A 16,432-nucleotide genomic window follows, 5' to 3' on the forward strand; every position below is an offset into this window, starting at 1 on the left:
GTGCCCACCCCGCGCCCTTCACGCCCCGCTCGCGGGCAGCACGGCTTCAGCATCATCGAGCTCATGGTCGGCCTGCTGGTCGGCATGCTCGCGGTGCTGATCGTCGTGCAGCTGCTGTACTCCACGAGCACGCAGCAACGGCTGACCAGCACCAGCGGCGACGCCGAGATCAACGCCGCCACGGTCACCCACATGCTGGCACGCGAACTGAACCAGGCCGGACTGGGCATCAGCGCGTACACGCTGCTGGGCTGCAGCCTCACGTACACCACGACCTCCGACAGCAAGAGCGTCACGCTGTCGGCGCTGGCCCCGGTCACGGTGAACCCTGCCACCTCGCTGGTGCCCGCGGGCGACACCAGCACCGACACGCTGCTCGTCGTCAGCGGCAATTCCGCCAGCCCCACCGAAGGAGACGCACTCGCCGGCACCAGCACCACGACCAGCTACACCGTGTCGACCCCTGCGTCCTTCGCCACGGGCGACTGGGTGACGGCCGCGGCGACCACGCGCGACAGCTCCACCTCATGCGCCCTGACCCTGGGCAAGGTGAGCGCCATCGCAAGCTATGTGCTGACCGTTTCCAGCGGCACCGCAGGCCTGACGGCGGCGGAGGCGGCCGTCTACAACCTGGGGCCCGCCCCCGTCATTCATGCCTATGCGGTCCGCAACGGCAACCTCACCGTGTGCGACTACGCGGCCTACAACTGCGGCGACTCCAGCTACACCACCACGCTCAACAGCAGCGTCTGGGTTCCCATCGCCAGCCACATCGCGAGCCTGCGGGCCCAGTACGGCCGCGACACCAGCGACCTGGTCACGCCGAAGATGGACGGCGTGGTCGACAGCTACGACCAGGCCACGCCCGGCAGCACGAGCGACACCTCGGGCCTGTCCAGCTACTGCGGCTGGCTGCGGGTGGTCGGCCTGCGGCTCGCGGTGGTCGCGCGCAGCCAGCAGTACGACAAGGACGAGGTCACCACCACCGCGCCCACCTGGTCCGGCAGCAGCGCCAACACCAGCACCACCAGCACGCTGACCACCGTGACGCCTTCCGCCCTGGCGATCGACCCGAGCGCCAACTCGGAGTGGAAGCACTACCGCTACAAGACCATCGAGACCACGGTGCCGCTGCGCGACATCATCTGGAACGGCAACCAGGTCACCTACCAGAGCGGAGACGTCGCATGCTGAGCACCCGGCGCCCCCGGCACGGGCAACGCGGCTTCGTGATGATCATCGCCCTGATCGCGCTGGCGATCATGAGCATTGCCGCGATCGGCCTCATGCGCACCACCTCCAGCTCGGCGAGCATCGCGGGCAACCTGGCCTTCGAGCAGGCGGCCGTCACCTCCGCCGACCAGGCTGTGGAGGCAGCGGTGACCTGGCTGGAGAACAACAGCGGACAGACAAGTTCCAGCACCGCCAGCACCTGTTCGACAGGAAGCTCCGTGCTGGCCTGCGACCAGGCGAGCCATGGCTACGCCGCCACGCGCACCGACCCGGGCAGCACGCAGTCGTGGTCGCAGCTGTGGACCCAATTGGTCAGCGCGGGCTACACCGCTGTCTCGCAGAGCCAGGACAGCTCGGGCAACACCGCGTCCTACCTGATCCAGCGCATGTGCGCCAGCGCGGGCGATGCGTCGTCGAGCAACGGCTGCGGAAGTTCTCCCATGGCCGTGAACACCGGCGGCAGCAAGAAGTCCGGCAGCACCCCATCGTCCAGCAGCCAGGTCTATTACCGCATCACCGTCAAGGTGAGCGGGCCTCGCAACACCGTCTCCTTCACGCAAGCCATGGTGGCCCTATGAACAAGCTCCTCTCCGGCCGCTGGCGCTCCTGCATGGGCGTCCTGGCGCTGATCCTCGCGGCTCCCGCCTTCGGCGCCCTCACCGACCTTGCCACGGCCCCGCTGGAAACATCCTCGGCCACGCTGGTCAAGCCCAACATCATGTTCATCCTGGACAACTCCGGGAGCATGAGTTCCGCCTACCTCCCGGACTGGGCGGACGACTACAGCGCCAGCAGCTATCCATACCTCTACCGCAACAGCCGCTTCAACGGCATCTACTACGACCCGTCGGTCACCTACACGCCGCCCGTCAACTACGCCGGCACCAGCTACACCAGCATGACCTCGGCCAATACCTCGGCATGGACCAAGGTACCCACCGACGGCTTCGGCATCATCTCCACGGGCACGACGGACCTGACGGGAACGAGCACCCCCGCCACGTACTACACCTTCGTTCCTGGCGAGTACTGCTCCTCGGCCAACCTGCGCACATGCAACAAGCAGAGCGCGGCCACCACCGCCTATGCCTACCCGGCGTACCTGCGCTGGTGCACCACGTCCGCACTGAGCACATGCCAGGCCGTCTACATCGACAGCACCTCCGCACCGGCCACCTACAAGTACCCGCGGTATGCAGGCATGAGCTCCACCGCGACGATCGTCGTCAGCGGATCGAGCAGCACGAGCATCGGCGGCATTACGGTCAACGGCGTGCAGATTCTCTCGGCCACGACCTCGGCCAGCACCTCGTCCACCACGGTGGCCACCAGCATCGTCACCGCCATCAACAACTGCACCAGCAGCAAGACAGGCAACTGCGGCATTGCAGGCTACAGCGCCAGCCGCAGCGGCAGCACGGTGACAATCACCTCGCCCGAGGGCACCGATGCCTACGGCTACTCGCCCGTGGTCACGCAGTCCGGCAGCATGACGGCCACCGTCACCGCCTTCAGCGGCGGCACGCCGGGCAGCTGGATACAGACCACCATCAGCAGCAGCACGTCGACCTATGCCTACCCCGGCACCGGCGCCCGCTCAACAACCCGCACCGACTGCACCACCAACAGCACCACCTGCACCTACTCGGAGGAGATGACCAACTTCGCCAACTGGTGGGCGTACTACCACACCCGCATGCAGGCGATGAAGAGCGCCACCACCCTCGCCTTCAGCGGGCTGACCTCCAGTTACCGGGTGGGCTACATGACCATCAACAAGGTCAGCAGCTCGACGGACTTCCTGAACATCGCCGACAACACCACCACCAGCGGCGGGCAGAAGTCGCTGTGGTACGGCAAGCTGCTGGCGGCCCAGGCCAGCGGCACCACGCCGCTTCGCACCGCGCTGTCGAATGCCGGGCGCTACTACGCGGCCAAGATCTCCTCCATCAATGGCGTCGCGACCACCGATCCGATGCAGTACGCCTGCCAGCGCAACTACACGCTGCTGTCGACCGACGGCTATTGGAACGAGACCGCGACGCCCTACAAGGTCGACGGCACAACCGCCATCGGCGACCAGGACAGCAGCGAGTCCCGCCCCTATCTCGACGGCAATGCGGTGTCCAACACGCTGGCCGACACGGCGCAGTACTACTACTCCACCGACCTGCGCTCGTCTTCCCTGAGCAACGCGACGAATTCGAGCGGCACGGATGTCTCCAGCAACAGCTATTCCAACAAGCGCCAGAACATGGTGACCTCCACCATCGGCCTGGGCGCCTCGGGCTACATGCTGTTCGATGCGGACTATGCGAACGCCACGAGCGGCGACTACTACGACATCGCCAACGGCACCGCCACCAGCAGCACGACGCAGGCTTCCGGTGTGTGCATCTGGCAGAGCTCCGGCAGTTGCAACTGGCCCACGCCGGTCAGCAACACGCAGACCGCCATCGACGACCTGTGGCATACCGCCGTCAACGGCCGGGGCAGCTACTACAGCGCTTCCAACGCGGCCGACATCAAGACCAGCCTGACCAACTTCCTCAACACCGTGGACGCCACGACCAGCAGTTCCGCGGCAGTCACGCAAAGCGCCGCCGTGCTGACCTCCACCACGGCCGGCTACACCTTCTCGACCACCTATTGCTCGGGCAAGTGGTTCGGCGAACTGGCGCGCTATGCGGTGAATTCCAGCACCGGGGTCACCTCCAGCACCGCGGACTGGGCCGAGTCGGGCGCGGGCTCCGACTGTTCGAGCACTTCGGGCAGCCTCACCACCACGGCGCTGCTGGACAACATCGGCTATGCCTCGCGCACCATCTTCACCTACGACGCCAGCACCGCCACGAAGCTGAGCTTCGCCTGGGACTCGCTCACGACGACGATGCAGGGCTACTTCAAGATCGCGTCGATCAGCTCGCTGTCGCAGCTGTGCAGCTCTGGCACCAGCTGCCTGGCGACGGCGTCACAGGTCGACAGCTCCACCGCTGGCACCACCACCGGCGCGGGCGCGGTGAACCTGGTGAACTACCTGCGCGGCGACCGCAGCAACGAAGGCTCCACCAACACCAGGTACTACCGTTCGCGCACCCACGTGCTGGGCGACGTCGTCAACTCCACGCCGGTGTACATCAAGGCTCCCTCGCGCAGCTACAGCGACTCGGGCTATGCCAGCTTCAAGTCCGCCAACGCCTCGCGCCAGGGCATGGTCTATGTCGGCGCCAACGACGGCATGCTGCATGCCTTCAATGCCGACACGGGCGCCGAGGCCTGGGCGTACATCCCCTCGGTACTGCTGCCCAACATGTACAAGCTGGCGGACAAGAACTACGCCTCCAACCACGTCTACTTCGTCGACGGCCAGATCACGCAGGCCGACGTCTACTACAACAGCGCCTGGCACACCATCATCATCGGCGGCCTGGGCGACGGCGGCCGCGCGTACTTCGCGCTGGACGTCACGGACCCGAGCTCTCCGACCGTGCTGTGGGAGTTCAGCTCGAGCAGCACGCTCACGCCCAATCTGTACGACACGGACCTGGGCTACACCTACGGCGCCCCCATCATCACCAAGCTGTCGGACGGAACCTGGGCAGTCGTCCTCAGCTCCGGCTACAACAACGTCTCCGACGGCGACGGCAAGGGCCACCTGTGGATCAGGAACGCCATGACCGGCGCGCTGATCAAGAAGATCGACAACGGCATGGGCAGCAACGCCAGCGGCAGCACCGTGACCGGCTGTTCCGTCTTGCCCTGCCCCAGCGGCCTGGCGAAGATCAGCGGCTGGACCAACAGCTCCACCGACAACACCACCACGCAGGTCTATGGCGGCGACCTGTACGGCAACCTCTGGCGCTTCGACATCAGCGCCCTTGCCGCCAGCAGCGGCAGCGCCACGGTGCAGCTGCTGGCCACGCTGTCGAACAGCTCGGGCACCCGCCAGCCCATCACCACCGCGCCGGAGCTGGGTCTCGTGAACGGCCAGCACGTGGTCTTCGTCGGCACCGGCGCCTACCTGGGCGTGACCGACATCACCACATCGCAGGTGCAGTCGATGTACGCCATCAAGGACACGCTGAACGGCAGCTCCAGCACCACCGCCATCTACAGCAACCCGCGCAGCAACGCGTGCAGCTCGAGCACCGTGGCCAACTGCTTCATCAGGCTGACGCTCACCGACACCTCCGGCGTACGAACGGCCTCCAGTTCAGTGAGCTACTCCACCAATTTCAGCACCATGTACGGCTGGTTCGTCGACATGCCCGAATCGGGCGAACGCGTCGACGAAGACCCGGTGCTCTCCTCCGGCACGCTGGTCTACGTCTCCAACACGCCCAGCACCTCGGGCGCCTGCAGCACCGGCGGCTCCAGCTACATCAACTACGTCAACTACGCCACCGGCCTGACGGTGTCGGGCGCCGAGAATGCGGGGGTGCTGCTGTCGAGCGCGGGCCTGTCGAGCTCGGCCGCGCTCGCCATCACCACCAGCGGCAAGACCGTCGCCACCACCAAGGACTCCACCGGCGCGGTGACGACAACCACCATCCCGACCTCCTCTTCGAGCAGCACGCGCCGCATCTCCTGGCGCCGGCTGACCGACGGCAAGTAGAAAGGGCCGTTGCCGGCCTGCTCGGGATCGATCCGTCTCCTGCCCGGGAGGCGGGCCCTCAAGATATCTCCCACATCGCCGCACAGACTCGTCGGCATGTGCACTCCCTCAGCCTCGCGCCCGTGGATCCGCCTGCGCTGGCGGCTGCCGTGCGCGGGCCTGCGCGGATACATCGTCGAAGGGCATTGGCGGTGGGAGCCCGACACGCCTGCGGTACGCGCCGCGTTCCAGGCGGCCGTGGATGCAGGCAACAGGGCTTACGGCGCGGGAACGCATTGGGTGGAGCAGGAGGAAGCCGAAGCGCCTGCCGGCTCCCAGATATCGGATGGACACCGAAGAACCATCGCGAAGACCTGCCACTGATGTCCTGACTCTTCTTCGCGCCCCGGACCCGGCCCTTGTGCGAGACGCCGGGCACGACGCGGCAGATACCATACAACCATGAAGCCTGCTGCAAGCCGCGAGAAGTTCGTTATCCGATACCTGGGCCCACTGATACCCTTGGGCCTTGCAGCCAATGGCATCTGGATACTGCTCTCCGGCTACTACACCTATAGACCGGGAAAGGGCAACTGGACCCTCACGCTGCTGCCGCCCGACTCCCATCTGGCCGGCCTTTTCTTCATCTTCCTCGGCGTGCTGGTCGCATCGCTCGGTGTCTCCGGGCGGAAGGAGCGATGGCTTTTCTGGAGCGGGCTCGCTGGCGCCCTGCTGTCTCTGATCATCGAAGGGCTGCGCCAGATCCTGCGCCTGGCCGTCCACGGCTAGCCGACGGCAGCCGATGAGCCGGGCGCTTCCCGTTCGATCGCGGGCCGCCTGAAGAAGCCGCGTAAGGCTCCCACATAGCCCGGTACATGGACCGGGCCGACACGGCTCACCGCGCCGCGTTCCGATCCGAAATCATCTTCGGGCTGATGAAGATCAGCATCTCGGTCTTGTTGTTGACCCGGCTGCGGGTTCGGAACAGCGCGCCGACCATCGGCAACTCGCCCAGCACCGGCACGCGCGATTCCGAGTTGGTGTCGGTCAGCTCGAAGACGCCGCCGATGACGACGGTGCCGCCGTTCTCCACCAGCACTTCGGTCTGGATGTGCTTGGTGTTGATGGCGTAGCCTGCCGTGGTCGACTGGCCCACGGTGTCCTTGTTCACGTCGAGCGCCAGGATGATGTTGCCCTCGGGCGTGATCTGCGGCGTCACTTCCAGCTTGAGGTTGGCCTTGCGGAAGGCGATGGAGGTCGCGCCGCTCGACGTTGCGACCTGGTAGGGCAGCTCGGTACCCTGCTCGATCAGTGCCTTGGTCTGGTCGGCCGTCACCACGCGCGGGCTCGACACCACCTTGCCCTTGCCGTCCGCTTCCAGCGCCGATATCTCGAGGTTGAGCATCTTCGTCAGGCCCGAGTTGAAGAGCGACAGCGCGAAGGTGCCGACCGCGTCGCCCGTCGTGCTGGTCGCTGGCAGGTTGACGAAGCTGGTGCTCGAATAGGTGTTGGTGCTCGTGGTGGTGGTCACGCCGCTCGTGGTACTTGAGCTCACGGAAGGCGTCACGCCCACCGACGAGTTCGCGTTGACGAAACCGCCGCCCAGCTTCGCGCCCAGGGACTTGCTGAAGGTGTCGGTCGCCTCGACGAAGCGCGCCTCGATCAGCACCTGTCGTATCGGCACGTCCAGTTTCTGGATGAGCTCGGCCACCTGCGCGAGGCGCGATGGAATGTCGGTCACGAAGAGCTGGTTGGTGCGCACCTCCGCCAGCACGCTGCCGCGTGAACTCAATATGCGCGTCGCGCCGCCCGAGCTGCCGCTGCCTCCGCCGGCGCTCGTGCCGGTGCCGGAGAGCCCCTGCGCCACGGTAGCGGCCTTCGCGTAGTTGAGCTGGAACGACTGCGTGCGCAGTTGCTCGAGCCCCTGCAAGGTGGCCTGGGCCTCGGCCTTTATCTTGTCCTTGGCGTTGAGCTCGTCCTCGGGCGCGATGCGCAGCACGCTGCCGTTCTTGCGCATGCCGAGGTTCTTCGCCTCCAGGATGATGTCCAGCGCCTGGTCCCACGGCACGTCCTTCAGCCGCAGCGTGAGCGAGCCGGTGACCGAGTCGGAGGTGACGATGTTGAAGCTGGTGAAGTCTGCGATCACCTGCAGCAGCGAGCGGATCTCGATGTTCTGGAAATTCAGCGACAGCTTCTCGCCGTTGTAGCCCACGCCCTGCGTCAGCTTGGTCGGATCGACCTTGCGCGGGCGCACCTCCACCACGAACTGGCTGTTGCTCTGGTAGGCGCTGTGGTCCCAGTCGCCGCGCGGCTCGATCAGCATGCGCACGCGGTCGCCGGCCTGCTGCATGCTCACCGTCTGCACGGGCGTGCCGAAGTCGGCCACGTCGAGCTTGCGGTTCAGGCCCTCGGGCAGCTGCGACTTCGTGAATTCGACGACGAGGTTCTTGCCCTGCTGGCGGATGTCCACGCCGACCTGGTCGTTGGGCAGGCTCACGATCACGCGGCCCGCGCCTTCGGTGCCCAGGCGGAAGTCGACGTCGCGCAGCGGCAGCACGTCGCGGTTGCGGTTCTCCGCGAATTCGAAGGGCGTGGCGGCCACCAGCGCCGGGCCCGCCGCGGATTGCAGCGACACCAGCAGCGACTTGCCGCGCACTTCGGTCTTGAAGGCGGTCGCCTGCTTCAGGTTGAGCACGAGGCGCGTGCGCTCGCCGGCCTGCACCACGTTCACCGAGCGCAGGTTGCCCTTGTTCATCTCGATGGCCTCGCGGCCCAGGCTGCTGCTCATCCCCGGAAAATCGAGCGCGATGCGCGCGGGCGACTGGATGGCGAAGCCGTTGGGCGCAGCGGCCAGCGGCTCGGAGAAATCGACACGCAGCACTTCGCTGCCTGCCTGCAAGGAGCCCGTGACCGACTCGATCCTGTTCTGCGCCTGCGCCGCCGTGAGCGACCCGAAGGCGACGAGCAGGAACACGGACGCGCGCAACCAGCGCGCGATCGCGAATATCTGTTTGTTCATTTGACTGCCTTGAAATGCGGCACCTTCTCCTCGCTGCCCTGAGCTTCCCTCCCGAGTGCAGCGTGTTCCGGAGACCGCGCAAGCCGTTGCGCGCGGCCGGAACGGGCAGCGCGGCGCCTCTGTGGCGGCCGCGCTGCCCCGTCACATCCTCACGCGATCAGAACGCGTGGCGGATGCCGAAGTCGTAGCCGGTGGAAGAACGCGGCAGGCCGGTGTAGCTGGTGCCCGTGCTGCCGTAGCCGGTGGTGCTGGCCGACACCAGGCTGCCCGTGTAGTTCACGTCGTTGCGGTTGTTCACGCGCGCCACCGTCGCATACAGCGCCGTGCGCTTGGACAGGTTGTGCACGTAGCCGATGGCGAACTTGCGCGCCAGCGGGTCCTCGCCCGTGATGCCGGCCGCGCCTTCGTTGTAGCGCACCTGCGAGTACGCCACGCGGATCAGGCCCGCGCCCACCGGCACCGTCGCGCCGATCAGGTACCCGTTGTAGCTGTCGTGCGTGTCGGCCACTGCCGCGTAGTCGAACTTGTTCTTCACGTTCGACAGCTCGCCGAACAGCTTCACGGGGCCGAAGTCGTACGAGGCGCCCAGGTTGATGGTCTGCACGCTGCGCTGCAGCGCGGTGGTGTCCACGACGGTGCTGCGGCCCACGCCCAGGGCGACGTCCAGCGGACCGTTGGCGTAGCCGAAGCGCCCACCCACGTAGCGGCCCGCGCTGCTGCTCGAGGCGGCCGTGGTGCTGGTGGCGTCCGTGCTGGCGTTCTCGTGCAGGGCGTACTGGAACTGGCCGTAGAAGCCGCCCAGGTTCGGCGGCAGGAAGTAGCCGATCGAGTTGCTGGCGCGCACGTAGTTGGCGTTGTTGAGGGTGGTGTTGCCGCTGACGGTGCTGATGACGTTGGTGCCCGAGCCGTTGGTGCCGAACGGGTCGAAGACGGTGTCGTTCCAGAAGGTGGGCGTGTAGTCGCGGCCCAGGCGCAGTTCGCCGAAGCCACCCGACAGGCTCACGGTGGAGCGGCGCGAGAAGGTGGAGATGCCGGTGGCGCCGTCGTCGTTGGTGATGGGCGCTTCGAGCCAGAAGCTCGCGGCCAGCCCGCCGCCGAGGTCTTCGGTGCCGCGGAAGCCGATGCGGCTGGAGTTGTAGCCGGAGTTGCCCAGGCTGGTCTTGCTTTGCTTGACCGACGCGCCGGTGGTGGTGTCGCGCGAGGTCGTCGACTGGTAGGTCAGGCCGGCGTCCACGACGCCGAACAACGTGACGGACGATTGGGCACAAGCCAGGCCGCAGACGGCCAGGGCAGCGAATGCCGTGAGGGTTTTCTTCATTCAGGTTCTCCAGTTTCAGGTCTGTTGCGGCCGCTCGGTATCGACCGGCTGTACGCATCGTTTCGTCCAATTCGGGAGGAATTTGGTGGTTTGGTTTTCCTGCGCGCGGAGTGTTGTTCGCGCACATCAGACCTCTTCGCGTGAGCGTTACACCGCCCTTCAAATTTCTCCCAGATCGCCTGAAAAGATCCGTGCATGACGAAGCTGGAGACCCGAAGGTGATGCGTTCAAGAACCCTGCTGGCGGCCGTGTGCGGCGCACTCGCCATCGCCTGCGCCAGCACGAGCATCGCGATGGTCCATCGCACTTCGCAGCAGCTTGCCGCGCACATGCTCGCCGGCCATGCCACGCAAGGAGCACCCACTGCGCCACGCGCGCAGGCGGACACACGCTCCTGGTGGTCCGCCTTCGAAGACCCCGCGCTGGACAGGTTGATGGCCGCGTCGCGCGACGGCAATGCCGAAGCCGGCATTGCCGCGGCCTACATCGCGCTCAAGGTGAAGACGCTGGAGTCGAGCTACCTGGAGAACACGCGCGCGGCCATCGCGCGGCAGACGATGCTGATCAAGGGCGCGAAGCTGCCGTACGACGACTTTGCGAAACAGCTCGCGCAGCGCCAGTCGGGCGCGCAGGCCACCATCGAGAAGCTGCAGGCACAGCGCGCGAGCTACATCGCCTACCTCGCGAAACAGTGCCACATGAGCGAAGCGGCGCTCGGCGAGATGCTCGCCGATGCATTGCAGGACAAATCGCTTCCCCGCTTCGCGGCCGAGGTGCCGCGCGAGCTGCCGATGACGGTGCTCGCCAACAGGAACGACATCAACCTGGCTGCCGCGCTCTACGACGCTGACCCGGCGGCGATGCCCGCGGGCACCATCGATGCGGCGGCAACCGACGAAGCGCAGGACATCGAAGTGCCCGGCAAGCCGCTCTATGCACGCGCGGTCGCGCAGGCGCGCGAGCAGGTCGCCGAGGCGCTGCGCCGCCTGCAGATGCAGAGCGACATCGCAAACACCGCCTACGCGCGCGTGGTGAATGCGCGCGCGGGCTTCGAGGTGTCGAAGCGGCGGCGCGACCGCGGAGAGATTTCAGAAGTGCAGCTCATGGAGGACTTCCAGGGCCTGCTGCTCGACCTGCATGTGCTGGCCGCGGCCAACGGCGAGCTCGCGCTCGCATGGGTCGTTCTCATGGGAAGCATCGGAAGCGGCGCATCCATCGACACCATCGCCGACCCGCGCTCCGCAAAAACCGAGCGCACGGGACAGAACGAGCAATTGCCGTTTCTGCACAAAGTCTCCCGAAAGTTGCGCAATCCTTGAGTTCCGAAGGAGCACCGAATGACCACAGCCCTGCACAAAGTTCCGGCCCGCCCCGTGCTGACACTGGCCGGCCACGGACACAAGAAGCCGGACCCCGCCGCGCTCGCGCGCCGCGCCTGCTCCCCCGACAGCGAACCCGCGACCAGCGCCGCCACCACGCTGGCCATCCAGCAGCTCGCCGCCGCGTTCCAGCCTGCGTTCGGACGCATGCACGTGCTGCGCGACCTCGTCATTCCCATGTACGAAGGCAGCGCCGTTCCCACGGCCCGCTTCGATGTTGCGCTGGTTTGCGAGGCCGGCGTGTACCTGTTCGAGGTGAAGGGCTGGCGCAACGCGGTGGTGTATCGCAAGACCTCCACGCAAACGGTGCCGCGCTGGTTCCTGCGCCAGCACGGGCACTCGCTGGCACGCGAGGTGAAGGACCCGGCCTGGCAGTGCGGCCGCAAGACCACGCACCTGCGCAGCCTGATGCCTTCCGACCTGCGCGTGCAGTACTTCGTGATGCTGCCCTTCGACGGCGTGGAGCTCGAAGGCGTGATGCCCACCGTCGTCATCACGCCGCAAGACCTTCCCTACATCGCGCGCGTGGCGCGCAACAACGGCCGCAGCGAGCAGGGCTACCCCATGCTCGACAACGCCGCCATCGACCGCACGCTGCAGCTGCTGACCGACCTGCAGGGCGACCTGACGGTGGACGACCACATGCGCAACTGCCGCGAGCGCACCGCGCAGCCCGGGGCCCTGAAGCTGCAATGACGCGATGAGCCGCATCCTGCTGGTGGAGGAAGGCCACGACGCCGCCTCGGTGCTGCTCGACGAACTGCGCCGCGCGGGGCACGAGACCGAGCACATCGAGGACGGCGCGGTCGCGCTGCACCGCATCCTGACCTCGCCGCCCGCGCTCACCCTGCTCGACGTGGAACTGCCGCGCGTCAGCGGCCTGCAGATACTGGAGAAGATCCGCGCGCGCAGCGACCACCCGATCATCATGCTGACCGCACGCGCGCAGGAGTCGGACCGGCTGCGCGGCTTCGATCTGGGCGCCGACGACTACGTGTGCAAGCCCTTCTCCCCCCGCGAGGTGGCGGTGCGCATCGACACTGTGCTGCGCCGCTACGCGCAGCGCCAGCGCGTAGCGCGCCCGGGCATGCCGATCACCTTCGGCGCGGTGCGCGGCTGCGCGATCCTCGACGGGCACTACCTGCCGCTGACGCGGCGCGAGTCGCTGCTGCTGCGCGCGCTCTCCATGGAGCCGGGCAAGGTGCTGACGCGCTCCAAGCTGCTCGAAGCTGCGTTCCCGGAAGCGCTGGACGTCAACGAGCGCGTGGTCGATACGCACATCAAGAACCTCAGGAAGAAGCTGGCCACCGTCTCGGCCGCGCACGACTGGATCCGCTCGGTCTACGGCGTCGGCTTCGCATGGGAATCGCAGGCCAGGCAGGACGCCTGAGCGGATACCGGCCTCTCTCCGCACATTCTTCTCTTCACATGAAACTACGCTGGCGCGGCTTGTTTCCGCTGCCGCCGATGGTGCTGCTTTCGCTGCTCATGCTGCGCGCGCAGGCGGCCACGGCACAGGAAGACACATGGACCGAGGCGCCGCTCACGCTGCACCGAACGCCCGAGCTGGCAGAGACCATTCCGCCGGCCGAGCGCGGCCTGCGCCCCAGCATCGTCGACGGCGACAGGCTCGGCGGCCGGCCCGACCTCGAAGTGACGGTGGAGGGCAATGCCACGCTGCGGCGCGGCGACACGCGCATCACCGCCGACAGGCTCGAATACCAGCCGCCGGGCGACCTCGCCACGGCCACCGGCAACGTGCACCTGAACCAGGCCGGCAACGTGTACGAGGGCCCCGAGCTGCATCTGAAGGTCGAGAGCTTCGAGGGCTTCTTCGACCATGTGCGCTACACGCTGCTGGCCAACGGTGCGCACGGCAAGGCAGAGCGCATCGACTTCGTCGATCCGAAGGTGTCGGTGGCGCGGCACGTCACCTACACCACCTGCCTGCGCGAGAACTACCCGGGCTGGATGCCCGCGTGGATGCTCACGGCGGTCACGATGACCACCGACTCCGAGACCAACCTCGCGACCGCCACCGACGCGCAGATCACCTTCCTCGGCATCACCACCCCGCCCATACCGTCGGTGAGCTTCCCGCTGAGCAACGCGCGCCAGAGTGGCCTGCTGCCGCCGGTGATCGGCTTCGACACCACCAACGGCTTCGAGTACCTGCAGCCCTACTACTGGAACATCGCGCCGAACCGCGACCTCACGCTGTACCCGGAGCTCATGAGCAACCGGGGCGTGAACGTGGGCACCGAGTTCCGCTACCTGGAGAAGACCTACAGCGGCCAGATCCGCATCGACGAGATGCCCAGCGACAGCCTGCGCGACCGCAACCGCTGGGGCCTGTGGGCCAGGCACAGCCAGCAGTTCGACCCCAAGCCCTTCGGGCTGGACTCGCTGAGCACCTCGTTCAACATCAACCGCGTGAGCGACGACGACTACTGGCGCGACTTCACGCACTCGCCCACGCTGACCTCGCGCACGCTCACCAACGAGGTGGACCTCAACTGGAGCAAGGGCGACTGGAGCGGCCAGGCGCGCACCCTCTCCTACCAGACGCTGCAATACGCGGCCTCGCCGATCACGCCCTCGTACAACCGCGTGCCGCAGATCACGGCCAACTACAACAAGTACGACTGGCACGGCTTCGACGTGTCGGGCACGCTGGACTACTCACGCTTCGAGGTCGATTCGGCCTACTCGCCCACGCTCAACGGCATCAAGCAGCCCAATGGCGAGCGCATGGTGGGCAACCTGCAGATCAGCCGGCCGTGGATCACGCCGGGCGGCTACGTCATTCCGAAGCTGCTGCTGCACACGGCCTCCTACCAGCTCGACTCGGCGCTGGCCAGCGGCGCGACCTCCATCAGCAGCGTGGTGCCCACCGTGAGCCTCGGCAGCGGCCTGGTGTTCGAGCGCGACACCAATCTCTTCGGCCGCGCATGGCGCCAGACGCTGGAGCCACGAGCTTTCTACGTGCGCACGCCCTACCGCGACCAGAGCCAGCTGCCGGTGTACGACACGGCCGCCAACGACATCAGCTTCGCCACGCTCTACACGGAGAACGCGTTCTCGGGCAACGACCGCATCTCCGACACCAACACGCTGACCACGGGCGTGACCACGCGGCTGATCGACCCGACCACCGGCGCCGAGTCGGCGCGCTTCGGCATCGCGCAGCGCTTGCGCTTCAGCGACCAGAACGTCACGCTGCCGGGCGGCACCGCAGTGACCGACCGCTCGGGCGATTTCATCCTCGGCGGGCAGGTGCACTGGAACCCCAAGTGGAGCATCGACGGCCTGGCCCAGTACAACATGGACACCGGCAAGAGCACGCGCGACGCGCTCACCCTGCGCTACACGCCCGCGCCGTATCACACGCTCACCGCGGCCTTCCGCTACCAGGCCGACACCACCACCACCGCGAACGACGGCACGAAGACGGTGGACTTCAACTGGCAGTGGCCGCTGAGCGAGCTGACCAGAGGGCTCTTCGGCGAAAGAAAGCCCGGCGATCCGGGCCGCTGGTACGCGGTGGGCCGGCTGAGCTACAGCCTGCACGACCGCGCGATGTCAGACAGCCTGATCGGCGCCGAGTACAACGCCTGCTGCTGGGTCGGCCGCGTGGTGCTGGAGCGGCTGGTGTCGGGCCGCACGACGCCCGACACGCGGCTGATGTTCCAGATCCAGTTCAACGGCTTCGGCAACATCGGCTCGAACCCGACGAGCACGCTGCTGCAGAACATTCAGGGTTATCAGCCGCTGAATCCGCAGACGCAGGAGCCCAGCCGCTTCACCAACTACGACTAGAAATGGAACTCCCCCAGGCTTCGCGCACTTCGTGTCGCGGCGCCAACCCCCTCACCCGGGGGCGACACCTGCGGCCCGGCAAAGCCGGTTCCGCGGTGTCCCACGAACAAGCCGTGCCAGTCAGGCGACCGAGGAGCTTTCGCTGACCAGCCCCCACAACGCCTCCGCCACCGGCGCCATCTGCGCCTGCTGGCGGTACAGGCGTATGTCCACCGGCACGCGCCAGCCGCCCGCGCCGGCATCGACCAGCGCGCCGCCGCGCAGGTCGTCCGACACCAAACTCATCGGCAGCCATGCGAGGCCGCGGCCTTCGAGTGCCATGGTGCGCAGCAGCGCGGCATGGTGCGCGGTGAACACGATGGACAGCGAGGTGGCGAAGTCCTTGCCGAACTCGATGTCCTGGATGGCACGCATGATGCGGCCCAGGCCCGAGGCTTCGCTGTAGGCCAGCACGGAGGGCGACTGGCCCTTGCCCAGCGCATGCAGCGGGGCGCCGCCGGTATCGGGCGCACTCACGGGCACGAGCACGTCTTCGCTCAGCCGCCGCACGGGGTACTGCGCCTCGTCGAGCCGGCCCGGCGCATCGGCATGGCCGTGGCACAGCACGAACTGCACGCGGCGCTGCAGCATCAGGTCTTCGCAGGCGTAGGAGCTGTCGGAGACGGTCTGGATCGGGCCCATGCTCAGCCGCGATTCCACGCCGGCGAGCCAGCGCGGAAAGAAGGTGAGCGAGAGCACATGCGTGGCGGCGAAGCTCAGGCTGGCCGCGGCCAGGTCGTGCGCGGCGCGGGCCTTGATGCGCGCGGCCTCCAGGCCCGCCAGCACTTCCTGCAGCAGCGGCTGGAAGCGCTTGCCCGCAGCGGTGAGCGCGGTGGGGTGCGCGCTGCGGTCGAACAGATCGACGCCCACCCATTCCTCCAGCGAGCGGATGTGGCGGCTGAAGGCGGGCTGCGCGATGGAGCGCGCCTGCGCGGCGCGCGAGAAATTGCCGGTCTCGGCCAGGGCCAGGAAGTCTTCCAGCCATTCGAGGTCGAGGGGTCGGTTGCCGGGGCCCATGCGCTGCGCGGTCG

General features: G+C 67.1%; 12 protein-coding genes. 9 read left to right on the top strand and 3 right to left on the bottom strand.

Annotated features, from left to right (window positions below; translation table 11 throughout):
- The 5 genes from EJP67_RS27865 (at nt 1) to EJP67_RS27885 (ending at nt 6,616) form a co-directional block, all read left to right on the top strand.
- Complete coding sequence (locus EJP67_RS27865) at nt 1-1,194, top strand: PilW family protein (RefSeq protein WP_126024983.1); 1,194 nt, start codon at nt 1-3, stop codon at nt 1,192-1,194.
- On the top strand, nt 1,188-1,811 hold the full coding sequence (locus EJP67_RS27870; RefSeq protein ID WP_126024984.1) for a pilus assembly PilX family protein: 624 nt from the start codon (nt 1,188-1,190) through the stop codon (nt 1,809-1,811). Before EJP67_RS27865 ends, EJP67_RS27870 begins: the two co-directional genes overlap by 7 nt.
- Nucleotides 1,808-5,848, top strand: a complete 4,041-nt coding sequence (locus EJP67_RS27875; protein WP_126024985.1) for a pilus assembly protein — start codon at nt 1,808-1,810, stop codon at nt 5,846-5,848. Before EJP67_RS27870 ends, EJP67_RS27875 begins: the two co-directional genes overlap by 4 nt.
- Before the next feature lie 96 nt (nt 5,849-5,944).
- Nucleotides 5,945-6,211 carry a hypothetical protein gene (locus EJP67_RS27880; RefSeq protein ID WP_126024986.1) on the top strand — a complete coding sequence of 89 codons (267 nt, stop codon included), beginning with the start codon at nt 5,945-5,947 and terminating at the stop codon, nt 6,209-6,211.
- Nucleotides 6,212-6,289: 78 nt separating this feature from the next.
- The gene (locus tag EJP67_RS27885) at nt 6,290-6,616 is read left to right on the top strand and encodes a hypothetical protein (RefSeq protein ID WP_126024987.1); all 327 of its coding nucleotides are present in this window, start codon (nt 6,290-6,292) and stop codon (nt 6,614-6,616) included.
- Between the two features lie 106 nt (nt 6,617-6,722).
- On the opposite strand, the gene EJP67_RS27890 is transcribed toward EJP67_RS27885, so the two are convergent.
- Nucleotides 6,723-8,846: a type IV pilus secretin PilQ gene (locus tag EJP67_RS27890; RefSeq protein WP_126024988.1), complete on the bottom strand. Its 2,124-nt coding sequence runs from the start codon at nt 8,844-8,846 to the stop codon at nt 6,723-6,725.
- Nucleotides 8,847-9,003: 157 nt separating this feature from the next.
- The gene (locus EJP67_RS27895; protein ID WP_126024960.1) at nt 9,004-10,164 is read right to left on the bottom strand and encodes a porin; all 1,161 of its coding nucleotides are present in this window, start codon (nt 10,162-10,164) and stop codon (nt 9,004-9,006) included.
- 221 nt (nt 10,165-10,385) lie between these two features.
- Here EJP67_RS27895 and EJP67_RS27900 point away from each other — a divergent pair, with 221 nt between their 5' ends.
- From EJP67_RS27900 to EJP67_RS27915, 4 genes are read left to right on the top strand one after another with little or no spacing between them, the layout of a single operon-like run.
- Nucleotides 10,386-11,483 (top strand): hypothetical protein, encoded by a 1,098-nt coding sequence (locus EJP67_RS27900; RefSeq protein ID WP_126024989.1) that lies wholly within the window; start codon nt 10,386-10,388, stop codon nt 11,481-11,483.
- An 18-nt stretch (nt 11,484-11,501) separates the two neighbouring features.
- Nucleotides 11,502-12,239, top strand: coding sequence for a nuclease-related domain-containing protein (locus EJP67_RS27905; RefSeq protein ID WP_126024990.1), 738 nt, complete (start codon nt 11,502-11,504; stop codon nt 12,237-12,239).
- Between the two features lie 4 nt (nt 12,240-12,243).
- The gene (locus tag EJP67_RS27910; protein ID WP_126024991.1) at nt 12,244-12,933 is read left to right on the top strand and encodes a response regulator; all 690 of its coding nucleotides are present in this window, start codon (nt 12,244-12,246) and stop codon (nt 12,931-12,933) included.
- Nucleotides 12,934-12,971: 38 nt separating this feature from the next.
- A complete protein-coding gene (locus tag EJP67_RS27915; RefSeq protein WP_126024992.1) occupies nt 12,972-15,362 on the top strand; it encodes an LPS-assembly protein LptD in 2,391 nt (796 codons plus the stop codon).
- Between the two features lie 120 nt (nt 15,363-15,482).
- On the opposite strand, the gene EJP67_RS27920 is transcribed toward EJP67_RS27915, so the two are convergent.
- Complete coding sequence (locus EJP67_RS27920) at nt 15,483-16,418, bottom strand: LysR family transcriptional regulator (RefSeq protein WP_126024993.1); 936 nt, start codon at nt 16,416-16,418, stop codon at nt 15,483-15,485.
- Nucleotides 16,419-16,432: the final 14 nt, after the last annotated feature.

The organism is Variovorax guangxiensis, from assembly GCF_003952165.1.
Classification (GTDB): Bacteria; Pseudomonadota; Gammaproteobacteria; order Burkholderiales; family Burkholderiaceae_C; genus Variovorax; species Variovorax guangxiensis.

Bases quoted from the DNA above. Each gene is read 5' to 3' on its own strand.
- EJP67_RS27870 (WP_126024984.1), top strand. From the start codon at position 1,188: ATGCTGAGCACCCGGCGCCCCCGGCACGGGCAACGCGGCTTCGTGATG.
- EJP67_RS27875 (WP_126024985.1), top strand. From the start codon at position 1,808: ATGAACAAGCTCCTCTCCGGCCGCTGGCGCTCCTGCATGGGCGTCCTG.
- EJP67_RS27880 (WP_126024986.1), top strand. From the start codon at position 5,945: ATGTGCACTCCCTCAGCCTCGCGCCCGTGGATCCGCCTGCGCTGGCGG.
- EJP67_RS27885 (WP_126024987.1), top strand. From the start codon at position 6,290: ATGAAGCCTGCTGCAAGCCGCGAGAAGTTCGTTATCCGATACCTGGGC.
- EJP67_RS27890 (WP_126024988.1), bottom strand. From the start codon at position 8,846: ATGAACAAACAGATATTCGCGATCGCGCGCTGGTTGCGCGCGTCCGTG.
- EJP67_RS27895 (WP_126024960.1), bottom strand. From the start codon at position 10,164: ATGAAGAAAACCCTCACGGCATTCGCTGCCCTGGCCGTCTGCGGCCTG.
- EJP67_RS27900 (WP_126024989.1), top strand. From the start codon at position 10,386: ATGCGTTCAAGAACCCTGCTGGCGGCCGTGTGCGGCGCACTCGCCATC.
- EJP67_RS27905 (WP_126024990.1), top strand. From the start codon at position 11,502: ATGACCACAGCCCTGCACAAAGTTCCGGCCCGCCCCGTGCTGACACTG.
- EJP67_RS27910 (WP_126024991.1), top strand. From the start codon at position 12,244: ATGAGCCGCATCCTGCTGGTGGAGGAAGGCCACGACGCCGCCTCGGTG.
- EJP67_RS27915 (WP_126024992.1), top strand. From the start codon at position 12,972: ATGAAACTACGCTGGCGCGGCTTGTTTCCGCTGCCGCCGATGGTGCTG.
- EJP67_RS27920 (WP_126024993.1), bottom strand. From the start codon at position 16,418: ATGGGCCCCGGCAACCGACCCCTCGACCTCGAATGGCTGGAAGACTTC.